Origin of the sequence: Streptococcus sp. K0074 (genome assembly GCF_048843365.1) — a bacterium.
In the GTDB taxonomy this organism is placed as follows: domain Bacteria; phylum Bacillota; class Bacilli; order Lactobacillales; family Streptococcaceae; genus Streptococcus; species Streptococcus mitis_BM.
Window position 1 is genome coordinate 1,277,342 of sequence record NZ_CP184836.1, and the last position, 25,615, is coordinate 1,302,956.

General features: G+C 39.8%; 23 protein-coding genes and 1 pseudogene. 16 read left to right on the forward strand and 8 right to left on the reverse strand.

Annotated features, from left to right (window positions below; translation table 11 throughout):
* Positions 1-242: 242 nt before the first annotated feature.
* Genes ACN076_RS06200 through ACN076_RS06210 form a run of 3 tightly spaced genes read right to left on the reverse strand, consistent with a single transcriptional unit; the run spans position 243 to position 2,092 of the window.
* Entirely contained in the window at positions 243-1,058 is an 816-nt protein-coding gene (locus ACN076_RS06200; RefSeq protein ID WP_060805517.1) for a TIGR03943 family putative permease subunit, read from the reverse strand.
* Positions 1,055-1,960 (reverse strand): permease, encoded by a 906-nt coding sequence (locus tag ACN076_RS06205; protein WP_420789606.1) that lies wholly within the window; start codon positions 1,958-1,960, stop codon positions 1,055-1,057. Before ACN076_RS06205 ends, ACN076_RS06200 begins: the two co-directional genes overlap by 4 nt.
* Positions 1,961-2,092 (reverse strand): SPJ_0845 family protein, encoded by a 132-nt coding sequence (locus ACN076_RS06210; RefSeq protein ID WP_004234728.1) that lies wholly within the window; start codon positions 2,090-2,092, stop codon positions 1,961-1,963.
* A 575-nt stretch (positions 2,093-2,667) separates the two neighbouring features.
* On the opposite strand from ACN076_RS06210, the gene ACN076_RS06215 reads away from it, so the two are divergent.
* From ACN076_RS06215 to ACN076_RS06235, 5 genes are all read left to right on the forward strand, one after another.
* The gene (locus tag ACN076_RS06215; protein ID WP_261040074.1) at positions 2,668-4,797 is read left to right on the forward strand and encodes a Tex family protein; all 2,130 of its coding nucleotides are present in this window, start codon (positions 2,668-2,670) and stop codon (positions 4,795-4,797) included.
* Positions 4,784-5,233 (forward strand): SprT family protein, encoded by a 450-nt coding sequence (locus ACN076_RS06220; protein ID WP_101781935.1) that lies wholly within the window; start codon positions 4,784-4,786, stop codon positions 5,231-5,233. Before ACN076_RS06215 ends, ACN076_RS06220 begins: the two co-directional genes overlap by 14 nt.
* Positions 5,234-5,291: 58 nt before the next feature.
* The gene (locus ACN076_RS06225; protein WP_001085044.1) at positions 5,292-5,564 is read left to right on the forward strand and encodes a PspC domain-containing protein; all 273 of its coding nucleotides are present in this window, start codon (positions 5,292-5,294) and stop codon (positions 5,562-5,564) included.
* A 373-nt stretch (positions 5,565-5,937) separates the two neighbouring features.
* On the forward strand, positions 5,938-6,696 hold the full coding sequence (locus tag ACN076_RS06230) for an ABC transporter ATP-binding protein (protein ID WP_000173370.1): 759 nt from the start codon (positions 5,938-5,940) through the stop codon (positions 6,694-6,696).
* Position 6,697: 1 nt separating this feature from the next.
* The gene (locus ACN076_RS06235; RefSeq protein ID WP_420789615.1) at positions 6,698-8,686 is read left to right on the forward strand and encodes an ABC transporter permease; all 1,989 of its coding nucleotides are present in this window, start codon (positions 6,698-6,700) and stop codon (positions 8,684-8,686) included.
* Positions 8,687-8,728: 42 nt separating this feature from the next.
* Here ACN076_RS06235 and ACN076_RS06240 read toward each other — a convergent pair whose 3' ends face one another.
* The gene (locus ACN076_RS06240) at positions 8,729-9,424 is read right to left on the reverse strand and encodes a VIT1/CCC1 transporter family protein (protein ID WP_420789616.1); all 696 of its coding nucleotides are present in this window, start codon (positions 9,422-9,424) and stop codon (positions 8,729-8,731) included.
* Between the two features lie 707 nt (positions 9,425-10,131).
* Here ACN076_RS06240 and ACN076_RS06245 point away from each other — a divergent pair.
* The 8 genes from ACN076_RS06245 to ACN076_RS06280 all read left to right on the forward strand — a co-directional run bounded on the left by ACN076_RS06245 (position 10,132) and on the right by ACN076_RS06280 (position 18,570).
* Positions 10,132-11,592 (forward strand): aminotransferase class I/II-fold pyridoxal phosphate-dependent enzyme, encoded by a 1,461-nt coding sequence (locus ACN076_RS06245; protein WP_420789617.1) that lies wholly within the window; start codon positions 10,132-10,134, stop codon positions 11,590-11,592.
* Positions 11,593-12,453: a polyamine aminopropyltransferase gene (gene speE / locus ACN076_RS06250; protein WP_000366713.1), complete on the forward strand. Its 861-nt coding sequence runs from the start codon at positions 11,593-11,595 to the stop codon at positions 12,451-12,453. It abuts the gene before it with no gap.
* The gene (locus ACN076_RS06255; RefSeq protein ID WP_261070215.1) at positions 12,450-13,709 is read left to right on the forward strand and encodes a saccharopine dehydrogenase family protein; all 1,260 of its coding nucleotides are present in this window, start codon (positions 12,450-12,452) and stop codon (positions 13,707-13,709) included. The genes speE and ACN076_RS06255 overlap by 4 nt, the downstream gene beginning before the upstream one ends.
* Positions 13,709-14,836, forward strand: a complete 1,128-nt coding sequence (gene nspC / locus ACN076_RS06260; RefSeq protein WP_261070216.1) for a carboxynorspermidine decarboxylase — start codon at positions 13,709-13,711, stop codon at positions 14,834-14,836. The genes ACN076_RS06255 and nspC overlap by 1 nt, the downstream gene beginning before the upstream one ends.
* Complete coding sequence (aguA, locus tag ACN076_RS06265) at positions 14,833-15,918, forward strand: agmatine deiminase (RefSeq protein ID WP_261070217.1); 1,086 nt, start codon at positions 14,833-14,835, stop codon at positions 15,916-15,918. The genes nspC and aguA overlap by 4 nt, the downstream gene beginning before the upstream one ends.
* A gap of 9 nt (positions 15,919-15,927) precedes the next feature.
* Positions 15,928-16,803 carry an N-carbamoylputrescine amidase gene (gene aguB, locus ACN076_RS06270; protein ID WP_219966669.1) on the forward strand — a complete coding sequence of 292 codons (876 nt, stop codon included), beginning with the start codon at positions 15,928-15,930 and terminating at the stop codon, positions 16,801-16,803.
* Positions 16,804-16,993: 190 nt separating this feature from the next.
* The gene (locus ACN076_RS06275; RefSeq protein WP_420789618.1) at positions 16,994-17,695 is read left to right on the forward strand and encodes a response regulator transcription factor; all 702 of its coding nucleotides are present in this window, start codon (positions 16,994-16,996) and stop codon (positions 17,693-17,695) included.
* The gene (locus tag ACN076_RS06280; protein WP_420789619.1) at positions 17,692-18,570 is read left to right on the forward strand and encodes a sensor histidine kinase; all 879 of its coding nucleotides are present in this window, start codon (positions 17,692-17,694) and stop codon (positions 18,568-18,570) included. Before ACN076_RS06275 ends, ACN076_RS06280 begins: the two co-directional genes overlap by 4 nt.
* Before the next feature lie 40 nt (positions 18,571-18,610).
* Here the strand turns inward: ACN076_RS06280 and ACN076_RS06285 are convergent, their stop codons facing one another.
* The 4 genes from ACN076_RS06285 to ACN076_RS06300 form a co-directional block, all read right to left on the reverse strand.
* The gene (locus ACN076_RS06285) at positions 18,611-19,363 is read right to left on the reverse strand and encodes an ABC transporter permease (RefSeq protein ID WP_420789620.1); all 753 of its coding nucleotides are present in this window, start codon (positions 19,361-19,363) and stop codon (positions 18,611-18,613) included.
* 10 nt (positions 19,364-19,373) lie between these two features.
* Positions 19,374-20,282, reverse strand: coding sequence for an ABC transporter ATP-binding protein (locus tag ACN076_RS06290; protein ID WP_420789621.1), 909 nt, complete (start codon positions 20,280-20,282; stop codon positions 19,374-19,376).
* A gap of 141 nt (positions 20,283-20,423) precedes the next feature.
* Positions 20,424-21,233: a Cof-type HAD-IIB family hydrolase gene (locus ACN076_RS06295; RefSeq protein ID WP_420789622.1), complete on the reverse strand. Its 810-nt coding sequence runs from the start codon at positions 21,231-21,233 to the stop codon at positions 20,424-20,426.
* A gap of 269 nt (positions 21,234-21,502) precedes the next feature.
* Positions 21,503-21,790: a DUF3270 domain-containing protein gene (locus tag ACN076_RS06300; RefSeq protein ID WP_219966675.1), complete on the reverse strand. Its 288-nt coding sequence runs from the start codon at positions 21,788-21,790 to the stop codon at positions 21,503-21,505.
* 614 nt (positions 21,791-22,404) lie between these two features.
* Here ACN076_RS06300 and metK point away from each other — a divergent pair.
* From metK to ACN076_RS06315, 3 genes and pseudogenes are all read left to right on the forward strand, one after another.
* Positions 22,405-23,595: a methionine adenosyltransferase gene (gene metK, locus ACN076_RS06305; protein ID WP_420789623.1), complete on the forward strand. Its 1,191-nt coding sequence runs from the start codon at positions 22,405-22,407 to the stop codon at positions 23,593-23,595.
* Between the two features lie 471 nt (positions 23,596-24,066).
* Positions 24,067-25,137 carry a tyrosine recombinase XerS gene (gene xerS / locus ACN076_RS06310; protein WP_261063812.1) on the forward strand — a complete coding sequence of 357 codons (1,071 nt, stop codon included), beginning with the start codon at positions 24,067-24,069 and terminating at the stop codon, positions 25,135-25,137.
* A 262-nt stretch (positions 25,138-25,399) separates the two neighbouring features.
* Positions 25,400-25,548, forward strand: a pseudogene (locus ACN076_RS06315) (integrase); the annotation flags it as partial.
* Positions 25,549-25,615 lie beyond the last annotated feature (67 nt).

Consider the following 25,615-nt stretch of genomic DNA (forward strand, 5'->3'; position numbering starts at 1 on the left):
AACCTCCTGTTAACTATTTGAACAATAGAACAAGAGGCTACTAGTAAGATATTTTCATGCTCAAGGCATATTCGAGTTATTTCATGACTCTGGTTCATCCAGTTTTTTGTACAGGCTAGGAAAAGCCCTATTAAACACCACTGATTGGTATTGTTCATCTTCATTATAAGATAAACTTCTTTTTCTGTCATGAGTTAGCAGGCTCTGCCTGCTTAGAGTTTGTTATGAACTTGGTTTGCTTTTTAAAACACGCGATACACATAGGGATTCTCTGGTTTATCGACTTTGGTAAAGCTATCGATTTCCAAGGTTGGGAGGTTTTGTTTGAGTTCTTTATGATAGTGATTGACCAGTTTTCCTTTGGCCGTTATCCAAGTGTTATTTTCATACTGACGGGTATTTCCCTTGGTCAGCAATCCATAGACACCAGAATCCGCGATACAGTGAATAATGCCGAAGCGGAACAGAAATTGACTATTGGCATGACTGGGGTCATTATAGACAAAGCCAGTGAACTGGACTGTCTTGCCCTCAAACTCATCTGGATAGTCGTAGATAGCCTCCATGACTTCCATATAGTTTTCGTTGGTGATCTGAATACTATCTTGCGACAAGTATTTATCCGCCGCGGTTCTCATTTCCTTTTCATAGGCTGATTTTGAAAAATAAGAACTGGTATCTGGTTTCAAATATTGGCTTGTTGTCCCTTCACTTGTCTGAATGGCTTGATCCGTTCCTTCCGATAAGGGGAAATGATAGCCTTTGGCTGAAACGGTCTGAGAATCCAAGCTAACAGTTGGAAAAGTTAAACCGACGACAATAGGAATAGCCAGAAGAGCAACACTAGTAACCTTCGCTAATCGGCTATTCAGATGACTGTGGGTTTTGACTTGCTTCATCCAGATATACAATTGAACGATTGCCAAGATAAAAGAAAGCACCATGGAAATATAGGCTAGATAGGAATAGTGCATGTTGATGTACTGGTTTAATTTTCCGGACAGATGGAGATAAATGGTCAATTCAAAATAGCCAGCTAAAACTAAAAACCGAATCATAGGATGACTCCAATCAAGAGAGCATAGACTAAGACGACAAGAGTTACAATCATTATGAAGTGACTGATAAATCGTGCTTTCAAGTAATTTTTCATCATGAGAATATTTTTGATATCCAGCATTGGGCCAATGACGAGAAAGGCCAGAACTGGTGCTAAACCAAAACTCGAGAGTAGAGAAGCACCGATAAAGGCATCCGCCTCACTGCAGAGAGAGAGAAGAAAGGCCAAAAGCATCAAGAGCAGGATAGCAAAAAGAGGGGTTGCACTTATAGAGGTCAGAATCCGAGTCGGAACGTAGACCTGTATAACAGAGGCAAAGAGACAGCCAAATACCAAATAACGCCCCGTATCAAAAAATTCATCAATTGCTTGCACAAAAACCTGAAAAACTTTTTTTGCAGGACTCAAATGAGAAAAATCGTGCTCATGACAAGCCAACCGATTTTCTTTTTGAATCGGTTCTTGCCAGAAAAATCCTAGAAAAATCCCAAGTATCACAGCCACAACAATGGAACCCAGAGCTCGTAACAGAGCGATGTGGAAGGAGTTGCCAAAGGCAGAATAAGTCGCAAAGAGAACAATAGGATTGATGACAGGCGCTGTTACAAGAAAGGGAACAGCCGTGTAACTGGGGACCTTCTTTTCCAGAAAACGATTGATAATGGGGACAATCCCACATTCGCAAGAAGGGAAAAGTATCCCAACGAAGGTGCCAAAAAAGATTCTCCCCCAACGATTTCGAGGGAGAAAATGATAAACCTTGTCAGGTGTGATATAGACCTCAATTAGCCCTGAGACAATACTTCCTATCAGAACGAAGGGGAGGGCTTCAATGATAATGGAGAGGAAAATAGCCCCAGTCTGAAGCACACTAGATGGGAGTTGTTGGAAAGCAGTCATCTAGTTTTTCTTTTCTGCTTTGGCTTTTTTCTCTTTGTCATCAGGGAAAGTGACTTGTTTCAAATCAGGGAGTTTCGCAAACTCTTCAAACATCTTGTCCAAGTCATCAGTTTTTGTAAATTTTACAGCCATAGGTGTACCTCGATTCTAAATTCTACCTCTATTATACTATTATTTTAAGGAAAAGGGAAAAGTTAAAATTGGGTATCTAACGAATCATAGAGCTTTATAAATCCTGATTAAGTCTGGTAGATTGAGAAAGTTTGACAAAAAAAGTAGATGGTGCTAGAATAACATTAACGAAAGACATTTGAGGGCAGAAAGGTTCCTGCCGCACCTTGAAAAAGGTTTCTGAGATGCTGGGTACACCGACCAGCCAAGTGTCCGTTATTTCAAAGGAGGGAGCTTAAATGCTCCTTTTTTGTTTAAAAATTTCAAAAAAGATTACCCCCACCACAGGCTCAGGCTTGCGGTTTTTTATTTGCTCTGAAAATTGATTCGTTAACTTCAACAAATAGCTTTATAAAGCGTTTTGTAAAAAATAAAAACAGTGCAATTAATCACTGATCCTTTTGTAAACTATTAGAATTAAATTGCAACCTTCTCAATAAATAGAATATTGAAATGAAGCAAATTTATTCCCCAACTTATGTTTTAAAATTGTAGGAGATAATTTGAATAATATTAGCTTGTGGTATAATAGATTCATGGATAAAAAATATGAAAAAATCTCCCAAGATTTGGGAGTGACGTTAAAGCAAATTGATACCGTTCTAAGTTTGACTGCTGAAGGGGCGACTATTCCCTTCATCGCGCGTTATCGTAAGGACATGACTGGTAGTCTGGATGAGGTGGCGATTAAGGCCATTATTGATTTGGATAAAAGTCTGACAAACCTCAATGACCGTAAGGAAGCTGTCTTGGCCAAGATTCAAGAACAAGGCAAGCTGACCAAGGAATTGGAAGAAGCTATCTTAACAGCCGAAAAATTAGCAGATGTAGAAGAACTCTATCTTCCATACAAGGAAAAACGTCGGACCAAGGCAACTATTGCTCGTGAAGCTGGGCTCTTCCCACTTGCTCGCTTGATTTTGCAGAATGTAGCTGATTTAGAAAAAGAGGCTGAAAAGTTTGTCTGTGAAGGATTTGCGACTGGTAAGGAAGCCTTGGCCGGTGCAGTTGATATTTTGGTAGAAGCCTTATCGGAAGATGTGACTTTGCGCTCCATGACTTATCAGGAGGTGCTGAGACACTCTAAACTCACTTCTCAAGTCAAGGATGAAAGTCTTGATGAAAAGCAGGTTTTTCAGATTTATTATGATTTTTCAGAGACAGTTGGAACTATGCAGGGGTATCGTACCTTAGCCCTCAATCGTGGGGAGAAGCTAGGTGTCTTGAAGGTCGGTTTCGAACATGCGACAGACCGCATTCTTGCCTTCTTTGCAGCTCGTTTCAAGGTGAAAAATGCCTATATTGATGAAGTTGTTCAACAGTCAGTTAAGAAAAAAGTTTTGCCTGCTATCGAGCGCCGCATTCGGACAGAATTGACTGAGAAGGCAGAAGAAGGAGCTATCCAACTCTTTTCTGACAACCTGCGCAATCTCCTCTTGGTTGCTCCATTGAAAGGGCGCGTGGTTCTTGGATTTGACCCTGCCTTTCGTACAGGTGCCAAGCTAGCTGTCGTGGATGCAACAGGAAAAATGCTGACAACTCAGGTCATTTATCCTGTTAAACCAGCATCAGCTCGTCAAATCGAAGAAGCCAAGAAAGATTTGGCAGATTTGATTGGTCAATATAGCGTGGAAATTATTGCCATCGGAAATGGTACTGCTAGTCGTGAAAGTGAAGCCTTTGTGGCGGAAGTTCTTAAAGATTTCCCTGAAGTTAGCTATGTTATCGTAAATGAAAGCGGTGCTTCTGTCTATTCTGCCAGCGAACTTGCTCGTCAGGAGTTTCCAGACTTGACAGTTGAAAAGCGTTCGGCTATTTCTATCGCCCGTCGTTTGCAAGATCCTCTTGCGGAATTGGTTAAAATCGATCCTAAATCAATCGGCGTTGGTCAATACCAGCACGATGTCAGTCAGAAGAAGCTGTCTGAAAGTTTGGATTTTGTCGTGGATACCGTGGTTAACCAAGTCGGTGTCAATGTCAATACAGCCAGTCCTGCTCTTCTTTCACACGTAGCTGGACTCAATAAAACCATTTCTGAAAATATTGTCAAATACCGTGAGGAGGAAGGAAAAATCACTTCACGCGCTCAAATCAAGAAAGTTCCGCGTCTGGGGGCCAAGGCCTTTGAGCAGGCAGCTGGTTTCCTTCGTATCCCTGAAAGTAGCAATATCCTTGATAATACAGGAGTTCACCCAGAAAATTACTCTGCTGTTAAGGAGCTCTTCAAACGTCTGGACATTACAGACTTGAATGAAGAAGCCCAAAGTAAACTCAAGTCCCTTTCAGTCAAGGAAATGGCGCAAGAACTAGACCTTGGTCCAGAAACCCTTAAAGATATCATTGCTGACCTTCTCAAACCAGGTCGAGATTTCCGTGATTCCTTTGACGCACCTGTGCTTCGCCAAGATGTTCTGGATATCAAAGACTTAGTGGTTGGACAGAAGCTGGAGGGTGTGGTGCGTAATGTCGTTGACTTCGGTGCCTTCGTTGACATTGGAATTCACGAGGACGGCTTAATTCACATTTCCCATATGAGCCGCAAATTTATCAAACACCCAAGCCAAGTGGTGTCAGTCGGAGATTTGGTAACGGTTTGGGTCAAGAAAATTGATACTGAACGTGAAAAAGTCAATCTGTCGCTCCTCGCTCCAAATGAAACTGACTGATTATGTTAAGCAGGTTTCACTAGAAGACTTCGGCAGACCTTTTATCCATCAATCTCAGTGGAATTCTCGTTTACGTTCGACAGGTGGGCGATTTTTCCCCAAAGATGGGCATTTGGATTTTAATCCTAAGGTTTATAAGGAACTGGGTTTAGACGTTTTTAGGAAAATTGTTCGCCATGAACTCTGTCACTATCACCTCTATTTTCAAGGGAAGGGCTATCAACACAAGGATCGGGATTTTAAGGAACTTTTGAAAAGAGTGGATGGGTTACGCTTTGTGCCAACCTTGCCAAATAGCAACTCCAAGCCAATCAAGCTTTATCGTTGCCAATCCTGCCAGCAAAGGTATCAGCGCAAGCGAAGGATTGATACCAAACGCTATCGCTGTGGACTTTGTCGAGGTAAATTGCTACTAGTAAATCAGCCTGAGGACTGATGAAAGCCGAGCCTACCCGTGATATACTATGTCTAACCTAGCAGAAAGAGGAAATAACATGAATAGTAAATTTTATAAAATGAGACGAAATCGTATGATTTCAGGAGTTTTGGCAGGTCTGTCAGACAAATGGAATTTTGATGTTACCCTTGTTCGTTTCTTGTTTGCCATCTTTACAGTTGCAAACTTTGGACTTGGCGTGATTATCTATATCATCCTAGCTTCTATCATGCCAACTAAGGAAGAAATCGAAGCAGAAATGTATGGAACAGGCCCACGTAAACGCAAAGAAGCTCAAGCCATTGACGATAATGAAGGCTGGTTTTGGTGAGGTAGAAACAGTTATTTTACTGTTAGTCTGTAATTTCTAGTAATCTATTTTAACATTTCTTGAACCCTTGTATCTGCAAGGGTTTTCTTCTTACTTTCTTTTTATGGTAAAATATTTTTAATGAAATGCCTATATTTCCCCCAATCTTACAAAAATGTAAGATTAAAGTCTCTTTTGTAAGGTTAGGTTATGGCAAGCGGTCTTTTTTTGATGTAAACTAGACTCATAAAGAACAAAGGAGTAACATCATGAAACAAATCTTACATAAGAAAACAAGAAAACCAAGTCGCAAAGATATCGAGCGTGTTCAGCTAGGATGCGCTATGATGCAAGCAACATTTCATTTGATGGGATATTAAGAAAGGAGATTCTCATGACACTTTTAGATGTAAAACACGTTCAAAAAATTTATAAAACTCGTTTTCAGGGCAACCAAGTAGAGGCCCTCAAGGATATTCACTTTACCGTGGAAAAAGGTGACTACGTTGCCATCATGGGTGAGTCTGGTTCTGGTAAATCAACTCTTCTCAATATTCTAGCTATGCTGGATAAACCAACTCGTGGTCAGGTTTACCTGAATGGAACTGACACAGCAACCATTAAAAATTCACAAGCTTCTAGCTTCCGTCGTGAAAAATTGGGCTTTGTCTTCCAAGACTTTAACTTGCTAGATACTCTGTCTGTTAAGGACAATATCTTGCTTCCACTTGTCTTGTCAAGAAAACCTATTACGGAGATGATGAAGAAATTGGTGGTGACAGCTGAGAATCTGGGTATTAACCAATTACAAGAGAAATACCCTTACGAGATTTCTGGTGGTCAGAAACAGCGTGTAGCAGTAGCCCGCGCCATCATCACAGAACCTGAAATTCTCCTTGCGGATGAGCCAACAGGAGCCCTTGACTCCAAATCATCTGCAGCTCTTCTTGATGTTTTTGATGAAATCAATGAGCGTGGCCAAACCATTCTTATGGTAACCCACTCAACAGCAGCAGCTAGCAGAGCTAAACGTGTACTCTTTATCAAAGACGGCATTCTTTACAATCAAATCTACCGTGGAGAGAAGACAGAACGTCAGATGTTCCAAGAAATTTCTGATACCTTGACTGTCATGGCAAGCGAGGTGAATTAGTATGTTTCGATTAACCAATAAGTTAGCGGTATCGAACTTGATTAAAAACCGCAAACTCTACTATCCTTTTGCGCTGGCTGTTCTCTTGGCAGTCACTGTCACCTATCTCTTTTACTCTTTAACCTTTAATCCTAAGATTGCGGAAATCCGTGGAGGATCCACCATTCAAGCTACTCTAGGATTTGGTATGTTTGTTGTCACCCTTGCATCAGCTATTATCGTCCTTTATGCCAATAGTTTTGTCATGAAGAACCGTTCCAAGGAACTAGGAATTTATGGAATGTTGGGCTTGGAGAAGCGTCATCTAATCAGTATGACCTTTAAGGAGTTAGTGGTATTTGGGATTCTAACTGTTGGAGCGGGTATCGGTATTGGAGCCTTGTTTGACAAGTTAATTTTCGCTTTCTTGCTCAAACTGATGAAATTGAAGGTTGAGCTGGTCGCTACCTTCCAAATGAATGTTGTCATTGCAGTACTTGTTGTCTTTGGATTGATTTTCCTAGGCCTCATGTTCCTGAATGCCCTTCGAATCGCCCGTATGAATGCCCTCCAGCTTTCTCGTGAAAAAGCTAGTGGTGAGAAAAAAGGTCGTTTCCTACCTCTACAAACTATTCTTGGTTCCATAAGTTTAGGAATTGGCTACTATCTTGCCCTTACTGTAAAAGATCCTCTCACAGCCCTAACAACCTTCTTCCTAGCTGTTTTACTGGTTATCTTTGGTACTTATCTATTGTTTAATGCAGGAATTACCGTTTTCCTCCAAATCTTAAAGAAAAATAAGAAATACTATTACCAACCAAATAATCTTATCTCTGTTTCCAACTTGATTTTCCGTATGAAGAAAAATGCAGTTGGATTAGCAACAATCGCTATTTTGTCAACAATGGTCTTGGTTACCATGTCTGCAGCGACAAGCATTTTCAATGCCTCAGAATCCTTTAAAAAAGTGATGAATCCGCATGACTTTGGAATTACTGGACAAAACGTTGAAAAAGAAGACTTGGACAAACTCTTGAGCCAGTTTGCAAGTGACAAAGGTTATAGTGTCAAAGAGAAAGAAGTGCTTCGTTACAGTAACTTTGGTATTGCAAATCAAGAAGGAACCAAGTTAACTATTTTTGAAAAAGGACAAAATCGTGTCCAACCAAAAACAGTTTTCATGGTATTTGACCAAAAAGATTATGAAAATATGACTGGTCAAAAACTGTCTCTATCAGGGAATGAGGTCGGTCTTTTTGCCAAAAATGACGGACTGAAAGGACAGAAAGCTCTAACTCTAAATAACCATCAATTTTCTGTCAAAGAAGAATTTAATACAGATTTTATTGTGAACCATGTTCCAAATCAGTTTAATATTTTTACTACTGATTACAATTACCTTGTTGTTCCTAATTTGCAAGCATTTTTGGATCAATTCCCAGATTCAGCTATCTATAATCAACTTTACGGTGGTATGAATGTAAATGTCAGTGAAGAAGAACAGCTCAAGGTCGCTGAAGAATATGAAAACTACCTCAATCAGTTTAATGCTCAATTAAACACTGAAGGTAGCTATGTGTATGGAAGCAATCTAGCAGATGCTAGTGCTCAAATGAGTGCCCTCTTTGGTGGTGTCTTCTTTATCGGTATTTTCCTATCCATTATCTTTATGGTCGGAACCGTTCTGGTCATCTACTACAAACAAATTTCTGAAGGCTATGAAGACCGTGAGCGCTTTATTATCTTGCAGAAAGTCGGTTTAGATCAAAAGCAAATCAAGCAAACCATCAACAAACAGGTTTTAACTGTTTTCTTCCTTCCTTTGCTTTTTGCCTTCATACATCTAGCCTTTGCCTACCATATGCTTAGTCTGATTTTAAAAGTGATTGGTGTAATAGATACGACTATGATGTTGACTGTGACCTTGTCTATCTGCGCTATCTTCCTCATCGCCTATGTGCTGATTTTCATGGTTACTTCAAGAAGTTATCGCAAGATTGTGCAAATGTAAAAAAAGATACCTCGACTTCAAAATCGAGGTATTTCTTATATACTAAATGCTGAAAAGTTGTCCTAGCAGAAAGGTAACTCCCATGGTTAAAAGACCAATAGCAAGGTTCCGAATCATAGCTGTTTTGGTTGGGGCTTTTCCAAGTCTGGCACTAGTGTAACCAGTAAGAAGAAGGGCCACACCGACGATAAGGACAGTAGCAGGGATGCGGTATTCACTTGGGAAAATAGTTACTGACAGCATTGGTGGTAAGCTACCAAGGAAAAAAGAAATAAAGCTAGAGATAGCAGCATGCCAAGGATTGGTAAACTCTTCATACTCAATCCCATATTTTTCCTCTACCAAAGCCTTGAGTGGATTTTTAAGAAAGGCCTTGTTGGTCAAGAGTTGGGCAGAGGTTTCACATTCTCCATTTTGGATATAGGCTACATAGAGGGACTTTTTGGCTAATTCCATATCTTGGTCTAGCAAGACTTGCTCACGCGCAACGGCTGCTTCCTCGGTATCTTTTTGAGTTGAAACGGATACATATTCTCCACCAGCCATTGAAAAGGCACCTGCCAAAATAGCTGCAAATCCTGATAAAAAGATAATCCAGATATTGCTAGTAGCACTAGCAACCCCGATAACCACACCAGCAATGGAAATAATCCCATCATTTGCACCAAGAACACCCGCACGTAGGATATTTAAACGACCTGCAAAATTTGAATCGATTTCGTGATTTGTTTCTGACATACTGTTCTCCTTTTTATCCAGTATAAAGGAAAAATATAGGGAAATCAATCTTTTAAAAGTATCTGAAAAAAGTTGCACGATTTTAATGATATAAAATGTCGACCTCTTCTCTAATAGATCAAACACCAAAGGTAAAGAGTATAGAATAGCATAAAAAATTTTAAATTAAATACGATAAACATTTTGTTCACTTTATAATCGTTTACAAGAGAATAACTAGTATTAAATCAAATAAAATCCAAATATTTTGCGAACTTTTTTATATTTTTTTCGTAAAACGCTTTACAAGTTCTTGGAAACATGATATAGTAATAAAGCTTAGAAAATGAGATGATGTTTTCTAGCAAATATAAACCCGAGTAAAAAATGCCTACGGACAGGCAGGGTTGAATGCCGAAGCGTGGTTGAAAAACCACATTATTGATAGGGTTAAAAGCCTACTTTTATAAGTTGATGTTAGGACACTTGTCCTAATTCATAAATTTTTAGTGTGGTGAAAGCACACGTCATCTTGTGAAACGATCAATAAAGTACGTAATATTTGCTACTAGAGAGTTAGGAAACATCGGGAACAGACATACTCAACAGAAACAAACATAAAAACGTCAGAAGATTGCAGAGCAGGTGAAAACCTGCTCTTTTTTCATGAGTCAACCTTTAGTTCCTTAGTTTTCATAAGGTCCTAAAAATATTGAAAGGAGTATGTCTTGAAAGAGTTAGATCAAAACCAAGCCCCAATTTATGAGGCCTTGGTGAAGTTACGCAAGAAAAGGATTGTTCCCTTTGATGTTCCAGGTCACAAACGTGGACGGGGAAATCCAGAACTTGTCGAACTCTTAGGAGAAAAATGTGTAAGTATTGATGTCAATTCGATGAAACCCTTGGATAATTTAGGCCATCCTATTTCGATTATTCGTGATGCAGAGGAGCTGGCTGCAGATGCTTTTGGAGCTAGCCATGCTTTTCTCATGATTGGTGGAACAACTTCATCGGTGCAGACTATGATTCTGGCAACCTGCAAGGCAGGAGATAAGATTATTCTGCCACGTAATGTCCACAAATCTGCTATTAATGCGTTGGTTCTATGTGGTGCCATTCCCATCTATATCGAGATGAGTGTAGATCCTAAGATTGGTATCGCTTTAGGTCTTGAAAATGACCGAGTAGCCCAGGCCATAAAGGACCATCCAGATGCCAAGGCCATTTTGATTAACAATCCTACCTACTACGGAATCTGTTCAGACCTAAAGGGGTTGACAGAAATGGCTCATGAAGCTGGCATGATGGTTTTAGTAGATGAAGCCCACGGGGCGCACTTACATTTTACTGATAAATTGCCTCTATCTGCTATGGATGCAGGTGCTGATATGGCAGCAGTCTCCATGCATAAGTCTGGTGGGAGTTTGACACAAAGTTCGCTTCTTTTAATCGGGAAGCAGATGAATCCTGAATACGTACGTCAGATTATCAATCTTACCCAGTCAACATCCGCCTCTTATTTGTTGATGGCTAGTCTGGATATTTCACGTCGCAACTTAGCTCTTCGTGGGAAAGAGTCGTTTGAGAAAGTTATTGAGCTATCTGAGTACGCTCGTCGTGAAATCAATGCTATTGGTGGATACTATGCCTACTCAAAAGAGTTAATAGATGGTGTATCTGTCTGTGATTTTGACGTGACCAAGCTGTCAGTTTACACTCAGGGTATTGGCTTAACAGGTATCGAGGTTTATGACCTCCTACGAGACGAATACGACATTCAGATTGAGTTTGGTGATATTGGCAATATCTTGGCCTATATTTCGATTGGTGACCGTATCCAAGACATCGAGCGCTTGGTTGGTGCTCTTGCTGATATCAAGAGACTCTATTCACGAGATGGGAAGGACTTGATAGCTGGAGAATATATCCAACCGGAGTTGGTGTTATCTCCTCAAGAAGCCTTCTATTCAGAGAGAAAAAGTTTGACCTTAGATGAGTCTGTTGGACAGGTCTGTGGGGAATTTGTCATGTGCTATCCTCCAGGGATTCCTATCTTGGCTCCTGGTGAACGCATTACACGTGAAATTGTAGACTATATCCAATTTGCCAAGGAACGTGGTTGCTCCCTCCAAGGGACAGAAGATCCCGAGGTCAATCACATCAACGTCATTAAGAGAAAGGAGAACTAGATGGATTTATGGTTTTCTGAAGTTCATACTCCAGATGTGAAATTATCCTTGAGAACAGCCAAGCAACTCTACGCTGGAAAAAGTGAATGGCAGGATATCGAAGTTCTAGATACACCAGCTTTTGGAAAAATACTGATTTTAAATGGGCATGTTTTGTTTTCAGATGCGGATGATTTTGTCTACAATGAAATGACCGTCCATGTTCCCATGGCTGTGCACCCAAATCCCAAGAAAGTCTTGGTTATTGGGGGTGGTGACGGTGGTGTTGCTCAAGTATTAACACTTTATCCTGAACTGGAGCAAATCGATATTGTAGAACCTGATGAGATGCTAGTTGAAGTCTGTCGTGAGTATTTCCCAGATTTTGCTGCAGGGCTAGATGATCCTCGTGTTACCATTTACTACCAAAATGGGCTACGCTTTTTGCGAAACTGCGAAGATGATTACGATATCATTATCAACGATGCAACAGATCCATTTGGACATACGGAAGGGCTCTTTACCAAGGAATTTTACGGAAACAGTTACAGAGCCTTGAAAGAAGACGGTATCATGATCTACCAGCATGGAAGTCCCTTCTTTGACGAGGATGAGTCAGCTTGCCGAAGCATGCATCGCAAGGTCAATCAAGCCTTTCCAATCAGTCGGGTTTATCAGGCCCATATTCCAACTAGCCCAGCTGGCTATTGGTTGTTTGGATTTGCATCTAAAAAATACCACCCTGTCAAAGATTTTGACAAGGAAGGCTGGAAAAAACGCCAGCTTTTCACAGAATACTACACTGCAAACTTACATGTAGGGGCCTTCATGTTGCCTAAGTATGTAGAAGACATTTTAGAAGAAGAGGAAGGAAAAAAATGAGTCGTTTACTAGTTATTGGATGTGGGGGCGTTGCCCAAGTTGCTATTTCAAAGATTTGCCAAGATAGCGAAACCTTTACAGAAATTATGATTGCTAGCCGTACTAAGTCAAAATGTGATGACTTGAAGGCTAAACTGGAAGGCAAAACAAGTACAAAGATTGAGACAGCTGCTCTTGATGCTGACAAGGTAGAAGAAGTGATTGCCCTGATTGAAAACTACAAACCAGAAGCTGTTTTGAACGTAGCTTTACCATATCAAGATTTAACCATTATGGACGCTTGTTTGGCAACAGGTGTTCACTATATCGATACAGCCAACTACGAGGCTGAGGACACAGAAGACCCTGAATGGCGTGCTATCTACGAAAAACGCTGCAAGGAACTTGGTTTTACAGCCTACTTTGACTACTCATGGCAGTGGGCTTATCAAGAGAAATTCAAAAAAGCTGGCTTGACCGCTCTTCTTGGTTCTGGCTTTGACCCAGGTGTGACCAGCGTCTTTTCTGCTTATGCCCTCAAACACTATTTTGATGAAATCCACTATATCGACATTTTAGACTGTAATGGTGGTGACCACGGTTATCCATTTGCGACAAATTTCAACCCAGAAATCAACCTACGTGAGGTTTCTGCGCCAGGTTCTTACTGGGAAGATGGTAAGTGGGTAGAAGTCGAAGCCATGTCTATCAAACGTGAGTACGATTTCCCTCAAGTTGGACAAAAAGACATGTATCTCCTTCACCATGAAGAAATTGAATCATTGGCCAAGAACATTCCAGGTGTCAAACGCATTCGTTTCTTTATGACCTTTGGTCAATCTTATCTAACCCACATGAAATGCTTGGAAAATGTAGGGCTCCTTCGTACAGATACCATTAACTTTAATGGACAAGACATCGTTCCGATTCAATTTTTGAAAGCCTTGCTTCCTGATCCTGCCAGCCTTGGCCCACGTACTGTAGGTAAAACCAATATTGGATGTATCTTTACAGGTGTCAAAGATGGCGTTGAAAAGACTATCTACATCTACAATGTTTGCGACCATCAGGAATGTTATGCAGAGGTTGGTTCGCAAGCTATTTCTTACACGACAGGCGTTCCAGCCATGATTGGAACAAAATTGGTTATGAACGGTACTTGGAAACAAGCTGGAGTGTATAACCTTGAAGAATTGGATCCAGATCCATTCATGGAAGCTTTGAATGAGTATGGCTTACCTTGGGTTGTGGTTGAAAATCCGCAAATGGTGGACTGATGAAGCTAGAACAAGTACCCACACCAGCCTATGTCATTGACTTGGCCAAGCTAGAAGACAATTGCCGGATTCTTCAACGAGTTCAAGAAGAAGCTGGTTGCAAGGTTTTGCTTGCCCAGAAGGCTTATTCCCTCTACAAAACCTATCCCTTGATTAGCCAGTATCTATCAGGTACGACAGCCAGTGGACTATATGAAGCTAAGCTCGCTAGAGAAGAATTTCCTGGTGAAGTCCATGTCTTTGCACCAGCTTTCAAGGAATCAGATATGGAAGAGCTACTGAAAATATCTGATCATATTGTTTTTAACTCAGAGAGACAACTACGAAAATATGGTCAACGTTGTCGTGAAGTTGGTATCAGTTTGGGTCTTCGCATCAATCCTCAGTGTTCAACTCAAGGAGATCATGCGCTCTATGACCCTTGTGCACCTGGTTCTCGTTTTGGCGTTACACTAGATAAAATTCCTAGTGATTTGCTAGATTTGGTGGATGGTCTTCATTTTCATACCCTTTGCGAGCAGGGAGCAGATGATTTACAAACAACTTTGAAAGCAGTAGAAGCGCAGTTTGGTCCCTACTTACATCACGTTAAATGGCTCAATATGGGGGGCGGACACCACATCACAAGACAAGGTTACGATGTGGATTTGCTGATTTCTGAGATCAAGCGTATCCGAGAAACTTACAATCTTGAAATCTATATCGAGCCGGGTGAAGCCATTGCGCTCAATGCAGGTTATCTAGCAACTGAAGTATTGGATATTGTAGAAAACGGTATGGAAATCTTGGTTTTAGATGCCTCTGCGACCTGCCATATGCCTGACGTACTTGAGATGCCCTATCGTCCACCTTTGAGAAATGGATTTGCCGCTCAGGAAAAAGCCCATACCTATAGACTTTCTTCCAATACCTGCCTGACGGGCGATGTGATTGGTGATTATAGCTTTGAAAATCCAGTCCAAATCGGAGACAGACTTTATTTTGAAGATATGGCTATTTACTCATTTGTCAAAAATAATACCTTTAATGGTATTGGATTGCCAAGTCTCTATCTTATGGACGAACAGGGAGACTGTAGCTTAGTCAAAGCCTTTGGCTATCAAGATTTTAAAGGGAGATTATCATGATGGACAGTCCCAAAAAATTAGGCTATCGCATGTCAGCAGAATACGAGCCCCATCATGGTACCCTTATGATATGGCCGACTCGACCAGGATCATGGCCTTTTCAAGGAAAAGCTGCTAAAAGAGCTTTCAGCCAGATTATAAAAACCATTGCAGAAGGGGAAAGAGTCTATCTTTTGGTGGAGCAAGACTATCTATCTGAAGCCCAAGACTACCTTGGAGATAGCGTTGTTTATTTAGACATTCCCAGCAATGATGCCTGGGCGCGTGATACTGGTCCAACCATTCTCCTTAATGATAAAAGGGAAAAGTTGGCAGTAGACTGGTCTTTCAATGCTTGGGGTGGTGCTGTCGATGGTCTTTACCAAGATTATGAAGAGGATGACCAAGTAGCTAGTCGTTTTGCTGAGTCCTTGGCAATTCCTGTTTACGATGCCAAACCTTTTGTCCTGGAAGGCGGAGCGATACATAGCGATGGTCAAGGAACCATTCTCGTGACTGAAAGTTGTCTTCTGAGCCCTGGTCGCAATCCTCATCTTAGTAAGGAAGAAATCGAAAATACCTTATTAGAGTGCCTTGGAGCTGAAAAAGTTATCTGGCTGCCTTATGGTATTTATCAGGACGAAACCAATGAACACGTTGATAATGTTGCAGCCTTTGTTGGTCCTGCTGAGCTTGTTTTGGCTTGGACGGACGACGAAAGTGATCCTCAATATGCCATGTCTGCAGCTGATTTAGCGCTTTTAGAAAAGGAAACAGATGCAAAAGGACGGAAGTTTACCATTCATAAATTGCCTATCCCTGCAATTCGACAAGTTGTCACTGAGGACGATTTACCAGGCTATACTTATGAAGAAGGAGAAGAAGAGAGATACGCAGGTGAAAGGCTTGCTGCTTCCTATGTCAATTTCTATATTGCTAACAAGGCAGTCTTGGTTCCCCAGTTTGAGGATGTAAACGACCAAGTGGCCTTAGATATCCTCAGTAAGTGTTTCCCAGACCGTAAAGTTGTCGGAATTCCAGCCAGAGATATTCTTTTAGGTGGTGGCAATATCCACTGTATCACCCAACAAATCCCAGAATAGGAGAAAAAGATGAGAAATGTAAAAGTTTCAGCCATTCAGATGCAATGCGCTAAAGATGTTGAAACGAATATTCAAACAGCTGAACGTTTAGTTCGACAAGCTGCTGAGCAAGGAGCCCAAATTATTCTCTTGCCTGAGTTGTTTGAACGTCCCTATTTCTGTCAGGAACGTCAGTATGACTACTACCAGCATGCCCAGTCGATGACAGACAATACAGCTATTCAGCATTTTAAAACCATTGCCAAGGAGCTAAAGGTCGTTTTACCAATCAGTTTCTATGAAAAAGATGGCAATGTCTTGTATAACTCTATTGCTGTCATTGATGCAGATGGGGAAGTGCTGGGTGTTTATCGAAAGACCCACATACCAGATGACCATTATTATCAAGAAAAGTTCTATTTCACGCCTGGTAACACTGGTTTCAAGGTCTGGGATACTCGCTATGCTAAGATTGGGATCGGTATCTGTTGGGATCAATGGTTCCCTGAAACAGCGCGCTGTCTTGCATTGAATGGTGCTGAATTGCTCTTTTATCCTACAGCAATCGGTTCAGAGCCGATTTTGGATACAGATAGTTGTGGCCATTGGCAACGTACCATGCAAGGACACGCAGCAGCAAATATTGTTCCAGTCATCGCAGCAAATCGTTATGGCTTGGAAGAAGTCGCTCCAAGTGAGGAAAATGGCGGACAGAGTTCCAGTCTTGACTTCTACGGTTCATCCTTTATGACGGATGAAACAGGAGCTATTCTAGAGCAAGCTGAAAGACAAGCTGAAGCTGTTCTGTTAGCTACTTATGACCTAGACAAGGGAGCAAGCGAACGCTTAAACTGGGGCTTGTTTCGAGATAGAAGACCCGAAATGTATCAACGTATTACAGACTAGTATGGGAGAAATGAGAGATTCATTCTGCTAGACTAACTTCTTATTAGCAACTATAAGATACTAGGTCATCTAGCAAGTGAATTTTATATTTTCACTCTCCAAGGCTTTCTCGCGCTTTTATGCGAGGAGCTTTTCTATTTAAGCTTTATCAATAAAACATGCTATAATAGTTGCAGAAAGGTTGGTATTTATGGCTAGGATATTGGTTATTGAAGACAATAGTGACATTCAAGAGATTTTACGAACACTTCTTACTAAGGAGCATGAGGTGATTCAAGCCTTTTCCGGTACAGAAGGAATCATGCGTTTTGACCAAGGTGGGATTGACCTCGTTTTGCTCGATATCATGCTTCCTGGGAAAAATGGGGATCAGGTTTTAAAAGCTATCAGGAAACAAAGTCAAATTCCAGTCATTATGCTAACGGCTTTGAGCGATAAGAAGTTAATCAGTCAATACCTCTTAGAGGGTGCCAATGATTACATAGTCAAACCTTTTGATTTGGAAGAAGTCTTTGCCAGAGTTACTGTTCAATTACGTCAAAGCGTAGAAAAACATCCTATGGAAATAGGAAAAACTGAACATCTGCCACAAAATTTGAAAAATATCCAGTTTGATGCAGAAAGTTTTGAAATCAAAAATAGTCAGGAAACGATTCGCCTTGCCAAGAAAGAATGCTTGATTCTCCAGACTCTCCTCAAACATCCTAAGAAAATTTTCACCAAGGAAGAACTTTATGAATTGGTCTGGGAGGAGAGCTATCTACCTGGAGATAATACCCTCAATACGCATTTGAGTAATCTTCGTAAAAAATTAAACCAGCTTGACCCAAATCAAGAATATATTGAAACCATCTGGGGAGTTGGGGTAAGATTAAAAGGAGACAAGCAATGACCTACATGATAATCTTTGTTCTACTGATACTCCTAATTATTTTATCGATTGTATTAATTCGCTACCATCTAGCACTTAAAAACTTGAGTCAACAGATTGAAGACAAGATTCTCACAGGTAGTATGAAAAGAGTAGGGGTCAGCATTTTTTCCAAACATTTTTTACATCTCTACCAGCAGATTGAGAATCTATTTCAGGAAGTGGAACAATCTCGGTTGGTGATGAAAAGGGAAAAGCAGACTCTGGATATGGCCATCAGCAATATTGCCCATGATATTCGGACGCCTCTGACTATCGCTTCAGGCTACACCCAACAATTGATAAAGTCTCCTGAAAACAAAGCAGAAACCCTACAAAAAATAGCCCAGCACCTTGATTTAGTTTCCAAACGTTTGGAGGCTCTCCTAGAATATCGTCGTTTGATGGAAGGAGCTGTCAAACCGAAACTGGAAGAAGTGGACCTTTCAGCTTTTATCACCAAAAAAACTCTGGCTTATTATGATGTTTTTCAGGCGGCAAATATCACGCTTGATTTTAAGGTTGAAGCTGGTTTAAAAATGATGACTGATGAAGACTTACTGGATCGAATTTTACAAAATTTGCTTGGGAATGTCCTCAAACATGGCAAGGAAGAAGCGCGGCTATCTTTGAGAAAGGAAAAGGAACAGCTTGTCTTAGAGATTGCAAACCTTGTTAAACAGCCCATCAAAAGAATTGAAAATCTCAGCAACCGTTTTTATTCTGAAAACCTATCTGATACGGAAGAATCCTCTGGTTTAGGCCTTTATATCACTGAGGAATTATGTCATCTTCTCGGTGCAGAGATGAAGCTAAGCACAGATGGGCAATGGTTGTCGGTTTTTATTTATTTTTAACAAAAAGAAACCTCCTCTGTAGGCTAGAGGAGGTCATTTTTTATAGACTTTTCTTTTTAAAAACTGTCAACCCACTTAGATTAAAGATTACAATAACAGCTAAGGTAACTATAAGTGTATAGAAAATGGATTCACTATTAGCAGTCATAGCATAGAAAAACTGCAATGATAAATATGGCGAAATTTTGATACTTGGGAAGATGAGCATTGGCATAGAAAGTAAGATAGAGCTGACCAAATAACCAATAAATACCGCAAGATAAGAATGACTAACATAGAGAATGAAGGAAACAATGGAAAGCCAAGCAAGAAGGCAAAGAAATTGAAGGAAAATTGTTACCAGTAGATTGCCAATAAAGCCATCAGGCATAGTTCCAAATCCATTTAAGATCGTTGCTGGAATAAAGGCAATCACAAGGCTGATGATAAGTTGCAAAAGTGCAATACAAGTCAATACAAAGGCTTTGGCAAGGAAAAACTCGGTACGAGAAACACCCACTGTTAAATTATTTTTATAGAGTTTGCCGATTAAATCAACTCCAAGAACGAGGCAGGCTAGGACGATGCAGAGAAAAACGAGGTTTGAACCTTGACTAGATGCGTTGATCAGGGCTTGTACACTGTCCCAACCATGGGTTGGAATTTCTGGTTCTTCTGTATTGATTGCCATCAGATGACCAGTAGCTCCAAAAATAGCCCCCATTAACATGAGTACAAAGAGAATGACCTCTGTAATCCAAAAACCTTTGGAGCGGAAAAGACGGTAAAAGTCTGCTTGAATGGTATGTATCATGATTTTCCTCCTATTGGACCAATTGAGTGAAGTATTCTTCTAGGTTTTGACGGGCATAGTAAATCTCGTCAATGGCAACATCTGCCAAAGTTAATTCCTTGAGAATCTGTTTGACATCTTGTTCCTGACCAAAGATGTGGATTTCATTCTCAGGATTGACAACCTTGAACTGGAGCTGGATTTGTTCTTTCAATACTTGACAAGCTTTCTCTTGGTCGGCTGTCTTAAGCACAATATAATCCTCACTTAGTGTTTCAAATTCAGCTTTGCTGATTTCACGGATAATCTTGCCTTGATCTAAAATACCAAAACGATTAGCTAGGAGATAGAGTTCTGACAAGATATGGCTAGAGATGAGAATGGTTATTCCTTTTTCTTGATTGAGCCGTTGAATCATTAAACGAAATTCTTTGATACCGATTGGGTCGAGGCCGTTGATAGGTTCATCTAAGATCAGGAAGTCTGGTTTGGATAGGAGGGCAATGGCGATACCAAGTCTTTGTTTCATTCCTAGCGAGAAATCACGAAAGACTTTCTTACCTGTATCTGCCAAACCTACATAGTCCAGCGTTTTTCGAATGACTTGATCAGCATTTGGAATATGACGAATCATACAGTAATATTTCAGATTTTGATAAGCTGTTAAGTGATTATGTGCTACGGGTGATTCGATAACAGAACCTACTCGAGATAGAGTCTTGGTCCACTCATTTTCCGTTTTGCTGGAGAAGAGGGAAATAGTTCCTTTATCCGCAAACAGTAGTTGCGTAATAATTTTTATCAAGGTGGTTTTCCCAGCTCCGTTCTTCCCTATAAGTCCATAAATATCTCCCTCTCTTATCGTTAGATGAAGATCCTGAAGGATAGCTTGTTTGTCAAAGTTTTTGGACAATCCATGAATGTCGAGTACTGTTTTCATGATTCTCTCCTTTTGATTTATTTTGTTAACTTTAGTATAAAGCATAGAAATCAAAGAAAGCTCAAGGATTTCTAAAGAGTTTCTAAAGTTTTAGGAATTCTTAAATATCAAAACCCAGTTGACATGAACTGGGCCTCTTAATTATAAAATATACTTCTCAATGGCACGCGCAACGCCGTCTTCTTCGTTGCTTGCTGTAACGTCATCAGCTAGGGATTTGACATAATCGCTGGCATTTCCCATTGCAATACCAAGCCCTGCAAACTGGAGCATTTCGATATCGTTATTGGCATCGCCCATGGCCATAATTTCTGTAGAATTAATCTTCAAAATCTCAGCTAGTCGAGAAAGAGCAGTGGCCTTTGTCGTTCCAAGTGGCATAGCTTCATAAATGACAGGCTGCGAACGAACTCCACTAAATCGTTGGCAGAGTTCCTCAGCAAAACGTTGCTCAAAATCGTCTGTCTGGCTTTCTGTCCCTAAAAACATACCTTGGAACATACGATACTTACCACTGGTCGCTTCCTCAAGAGAAATTTCAGTCAGGTCTGAAAAGACTAACTTGGCATCATTTTCAATGACTTGATTGGGCTTACCACCGAGGACAAAATAGTGTTCCTCATCAAAAAGAGTCAACTGGACGTCACTTTTTTCTGCTAGGTCATAGAGGTATTCGATATCAGCTGGACTAAGTTCTTGCCAGTCAACTAGCCCCCAGTCACTGGTCTGGTGAGTTGAACAACCGTTGTTAACAATGACATACTCATTCTGGAGGTCAAGCCCCAGTTTTTTATAGTAGGGGAGGACGCCAAAAAGCGGCCGACCTGTACAGAGAACCAGTTTGACACCTTTTTCAATAGCTTGGTGAATAGCAGTGATGTGAGCTTGTGGGATTTCCTTGGCTTCATTGAGGAGGGTTCCGTCCATATCCAAGGCTAGTAGTTTAATCATAAGACTTCCTTCTTTATCTTTTGGTATTATTATAGCATATTTTAGAAAATAAAATGGTAAAAGGAACGAGACTAATTGATTTTACAGTTTAGGATATTTAGAGAACATTTATTAGGAAAGGTTACACGTTATTCAATTAAGTAAATAATTATATTTGGTAAGCTGGTCAAAAAAACAGAGGATTTAAGATGAATAACACATTTTTCATCTTAAATCCTCTGTTCTCCTTAATTTTTTATAAATCAACTTGATTAGACGTAGGGTATGATTTATCTTCTAAATTTTCGTTTGATAATAGAGCGTTGGACTTTTAAAACAAGTAAGCTAAATCCGATTGCTGCGACAAATGCAAGAGCAGTTGATAATTTTAATGCTAAAAAGATAAAACTAAAGATAGCAATACAGATACAAAAAACAGCAATATTAACAAAAAATAGGATTTCCTTGAGATTGGCATTAGATTGTGCTTCAGGTGTATAATCTTGATAGCGAGGATTCTGATGATTTAATTCTTCTTGATAGTCTACCTCATAGGATTGTAATTTTCTTACAGGCATTATTCTCTCCTTAACTGTACATACCTATTTTATCATTTTTTAATCGGATAATTATTACAGTAAGGTTACAAAAAGAATAAAGTCCCTTTTCATTTTCAAACTATTGTTCAGGACACGATAGTTTGAAAATAATAGTACGCATAATATTAAGGTTGTTAAACACCTATTGAAAATAGATTAGTAGAAATTGAAACAGTACATTAATACTCTTTAAAACAAGTTAGCGTCATCTTGTATTAGGTATATGTTACTAATTTAGTCAGTTTTATCTACAATCAAAAAGCTTGTTCTTTGATTTTTATTGAGTATATAGACTGCAAATTGCGCTTAAAAATGGTATAATGATAAAGTTATATAGTCCCGATAAGATGGTAGGTATTTATCACTAAGAGTTTTCCTATCAGTACTTTGTAACTCGCAAAGAATGACGGCTCCAAAGTAGTCGCTCGTCATTCTACGGTTGCCGCTATAACGCGGTCACCCTATGCGCCTTACTAGCTTCAGAAATAAAAAAGTATCGTTTTTATTTCTTTCGCGTCGTAACTCTTAGAAAATGAAAATACCTACCAGTACTTTGTAACTCTATAACACTATTTTTAAGGGGGGACATTTTTATGTCAGAACGTAAATTATTCACGTCTGAGTCTGTATCTGAGGGGCATCCAGATAAGATTGCAGACCAAATTTCAGATGCTATCTTGGATGCTATTTTAGCAAAGGATCCAGAGGCGCACGTTGCTGCGGAGACAGCTGTATATACTGGTTCTGTCCATGTTTTTGGTGAAATATCTACAAATGCCTATGTGGATATTAACCGTGTGGTTCGTGATACCATTGCAGAGATTGGCTACACTAATACAGAATATGGATTTTCTGCTGAGACGGTGGGAGTCCATCCGTCACTTGTTGAGCAGTCACCGGATATCGCCCAAGGTGTTAATGAAGCCTTGGAGGTCCGTGGAAATGCTGATCAAGACCCACTTGACTTGATTGGTGCTGGTGACCAAGGTCTCATGTTTGGATTTGCAGTGGATGAAACAGAAGAGCTCATGCCATTGCCAATTTCACTCAGTCATAAATTAGTTCGTCGTTTAGCAGATCTTCGTAAATCTGGGGAAATCAGCTATCTTCGCCCAGATGCTAAATCACAAGTTACAGTTGAGTATGATGAAAATGACCGTCCAGTAAGTGTGGATACAGTCGTTATTTCAACTCAGCACGATCCAGAAGTCAGCAACAAACAAATTCACAATGATGTCATTAACAAGGTTATCAAAGAAGTTATTCCAGCCTCTTACTTGGATGAGCAAACAAAATTCTTCATCAATCCTACTGGTCGTTTTGTAATCGGTGGACCTCAAGGGGACTCAGGTCTGACTGGTCGTAAGATTATCGTAGATACTTATGGTGGCTACTCTCGTCATGGTGGCGGTGCCTTCTCTGGTAAAGATGCGACTAAGGTGGATCGTTCTGCGTCATATGCGGCTCGCTATATTGCCAAGAATATTGTTGCAGCAGGTCTGGCTAAGAAGGCAGAAGTGCAATTGGCTTATGCTATCGGTGTTGCCCAGCCTGTTTCTGTCCGTATCGATACCTTTGGTACAGGAAGAGTAGCTGAAAGCAAGCTTGAAAAAGCAACTCGTCAAATCTTTGACCTTCGTCCTGCAGGGATTATCCAAATGCTGGACCTTAAGCGTCCAATTTACCGTCAAACAGCGGCTTATGGACACATGGGACGTACAGATATTGACCTTCCATGGGAACGCTTGGACAAGGTAGATGCTTTGAAAGAAGCAGTCAAATAAAATCTTGAGAGGGGGACTTCCCCTCTTTTTTACTGATAAAACATTTCACATACAAATATAAGACTATAATTAAGTTAGAAATGATAAAGCTAGAAAGAAGTTTACTGCATAAAATCTGTACAGTAAGATTAAAATCATGAAAAAGAAAACAATAGCAATTATACAATGTATTTTGTATCTCATAGCTTCTTATATAGCTCTTCAGTTGAGAAGTTTAGTGGGTGAGTTCTTTATCATTTTCCTTATTCTGTTGACTATTTCATTCTGGTTTAGTATTTGGAAACTAGAAAAAGCACTAGCTAATAATTCACAATAGAAACTCCGAAGACTTAGATCTGTTTTGTTTGAGGTCTAAGTCTTTTTATCACTTTAAAAAAACTCCTATAACATCTTTCCGAAAAACTATAATTTTCTTGAAAAATAAATAAGTCTATGCTATACTACTTGTAGGCTTATTTATGGAGAAAATACATGAAACGTGAGATTTTACTGGAACGAATCGACAAACTAAAACAAATCATGCCCTGGTATGTTTTGGAATACTATCAATCTAAGCTGGCTGTACCTTACAGTTTTACAACCTTGTACGAATACCTCAAGGAATACGATCGATTTTTCAGCTGGGTTTTAGAGTCTGGTATCTCAAATGCCGATAAAATATCTGATATTTCTTTATCTGTCTTGGAAAATATGTCAAAGAAAGATATGGAGGCTTTTATCCTTTATCTTAGAGAACGTCCTTTGATGAATGCCAATACAACCAAGCAAGGCATTTCCCAAACGACCATCAATCGGACCTTATCAGCTCTTTCCAGTCTTTACAAATATCTGACTGAGGAGGTTGAAAACGATCAGGGCGAACCTTATTTCTATCGTAATGTAATGAAGAAAGTTTCAACCAAGAAAAAGAAAGAGACACTTGCTGCTAGAGCTGAAAACATCAAACAAAAGCTCTTTCTAGGTGATGAAACAGAAGGGTTTCTGACTTATATAGACCAAGATTACCCACAACAGCTCTCAAATCGTGCTCTATCATCGTTTAATAAAAATAAAGAACGTGATTTGGCCATTATTGCCCTTCTCTTGGCATCGGGTGTTCGCTTATCTGAAGCTGTTAATCTGGATTTAAGAGATCTCAATCTCAAGATGATGGTTATTGATGTCACTCGAAAAGGTGGCAAACGTGATTCGGTAAATGTCGCTGCCTTTGCCAAACCTTATCTAGAAAATTATCTCGCTATTCGAAATCAACGCTATAAAACGGAAAAGACAGACACAGCCCTTTTTTTGACTCTCTACAGAGGTGTTCCTAATCGTATCGATGCTTCCAGTGTTGAGAAAATGGTTGCCAAATACTCTGAAGACTTCAAAGTTCGTGTAACCCCCCACAAACTGCGCCACACCCTAGCAACTAGGCTCTATGATGCAACTAAATCACAAGTTTTGGTTAGTCACCAGCTAGGTCACGCCAGTACACAAGTCACTGACCTCTATACCCATATCGTAAATGATGAACAAAAGAATGCCTTGGATAGTTTATAGATTACATAAATTGAATTATGTAATAAATAAGAAAGGGATTCAATAAACTATTCATCTTATTTGATCATATCAAATACAATTGCTAACAGAGTAAACAGCTTTAAAGAATATGAAATAAAATTTATGTGGCCACTAGCTTGCCTTTCTTTGTAATATCCTGGATATGCAAATCACTTATAATTGGTATTCATCTCAAAATAAGAGGATTCCATAAAAATAAATCAAATTTAGCATCTATAAAAGCATGCTGTCTGCGATGGCCAATATTTTATCAGAAAATAAAATTCCTTTAAAAACAATCATGGACATTCCCACTCTGAAGTTACTACTTCCATCTACACCCACGTCACAAAGAACATGAAAGATGAAGCAATCAATGTACTAGATAAAGTTATGAACAAGATTTTTTAAAAAGTTTTGCCCCTTTTTTGCCCCCCTAAATACAAAAATAGCCCTTCGGATAAAATCCGAGGGGCTA

Bases quoted from the DNA above. Each gene is read 5' to 3' on its own strand.
- ACN076_RS06200 (WP_060805517.1), bottom strand. From the start codon at position 1,058: ATGATTCGGTTTTTAGTTTTAGCTGGCTATTTTGAATTGACCATTTAT.
- ACN076_RS06205 (WP_420789606.1), bottom strand. From the start codon at position 1,960: ATGACTGCTTTCCAACAACTCCCATCTAGTGTGCTTCAGACTGGGGCT.
- ACN076_RS06210 (WP_004234728.1), bottom strand. From the start codon at position 2,092: ATGGCTGTAAAATTTACAAAAACTGATGACTTGGACAAGATGTTTGAA.
- ACN076_RS06215 (WP_261040074.1), top strand. From the start codon at position 2,668: ATGGATAAAAAATATGAAAAAATCTCCCAAGATTTGGGAGTGACGTTA.
- ACN076_RS06220 (WP_101781935.1), top strand. From the start codon at position 4,784: ATGAAACTGACTGATTATGTTAAGCAGGTTTCACTAGAAGACTTCGGC.
- ACN076_RS06225 (WP_001085044.1), top strand. From the start codon at position 5,292: ATGAATAGTAAATTTTATAAAATGAGACGAAATCGTATGATTTCAGGA.
- ACN076_RS06230 (WP_000173370.1), top strand. From the start codon at position 5,938: ATGACACTTTTAGATGTAAAACACGTTCAAAAAATTTATAAAACTCGT.
- ACN076_RS06235 (WP_420789615.1), top strand. From the start codon at position 6,698: ATGTTTCGATTAACCAATAAGTTAGCGGTATCGAACTTGATTAAAAAC.
- ACN076_RS06240 (WP_420789616.1), bottom strand. From the start codon at position 9,424: ATGTCAGAAACAAATCACGAAATCGATTCAAATTTTGCAGGTCGTTTA.
- speE (WP_000366713.1), top strand. From the start codon at position 11,593: ATGGATTTATGGTTTTCTGAAGTTCATACTCCAGATGTGAAATTATCC.
- ACN076_RS06255 (WP_261070215.1), top strand. From the start codon at position 12,450: ATGAGTCGTTTACTAGTTATTGGATGTGGGGGCGTTGCCCAAGTTGCT.
- nspC (WP_261070216.1), top strand. From the start codon at position 13,709: ATGAAGCTAGAACAAGTACCCACACCAGCCTATGTCATTGACTTGGCC.
- aguA (WP_261070217.1), top strand. From the start codon at position 14,833: ATGATGGACAGTCCCAAAAAATTAGGCTATCGCATGTCAGCAGAATAC.
- aguB (WP_219966669.1), top strand. From the start codon at position 15,928: ATGAGAAATGTAAAAGTTTCAGCCATTCAGATGCAATGCGCTAAAGAT.
- ACN076_RS06275 (WP_420789618.1), top strand. From the start codon at position 16,994: ATGGCTAGGATATTGGTTATTGAAGACAATAGTGACATTCAAGAGATT.
- ACN076_RS06280 (WP_420789619.1), top strand. From the start codon at position 17,692: ATGACCTACATGATAATCTTTGTTCTACTGATACTCCTAATTATTTTA.
- ACN076_RS06285 (WP_420789620.1), bottom strand. From the start codon at position 19,363: ATGATACATACCATTCAAGCAGACTTTTACCGTCTTTTCCGCTCCAAA.
- ACN076_RS06290 (WP_420789621.1), bottom strand. From the start codon at position 20,282: ATGAAAACAGTACTCGACATTCATGGATTGTCCAAAAACTTTGACAAA.
- ACN076_RS06295 (WP_420789622.1), bottom strand. From the start codon at position 21,233: ATGATTAAACTACTAGCCTTGGATATGGACGGAACCCTCCTCAATGAA.
- ACN076_RS06300 (WP_219966675.1), bottom strand. From the start codon at position 21,790: ATGCCTGTAAGAAAATTACAATCCTATGAGGTAGACTATCAAGAAGAA.
- metK (WP_420789623.1), top strand. From the start codon at position 22,405: ATGTCAGAACGTAAATTATTCACGTCTGAGTCTGTATCTGAGGGGCAT.
- xerS (WP_261063812.1), top strand. From the start codon at position 24,067: ATGAAACGTGAGATTTTACTGGAACGAATCGACAAACTAAAACAAATC.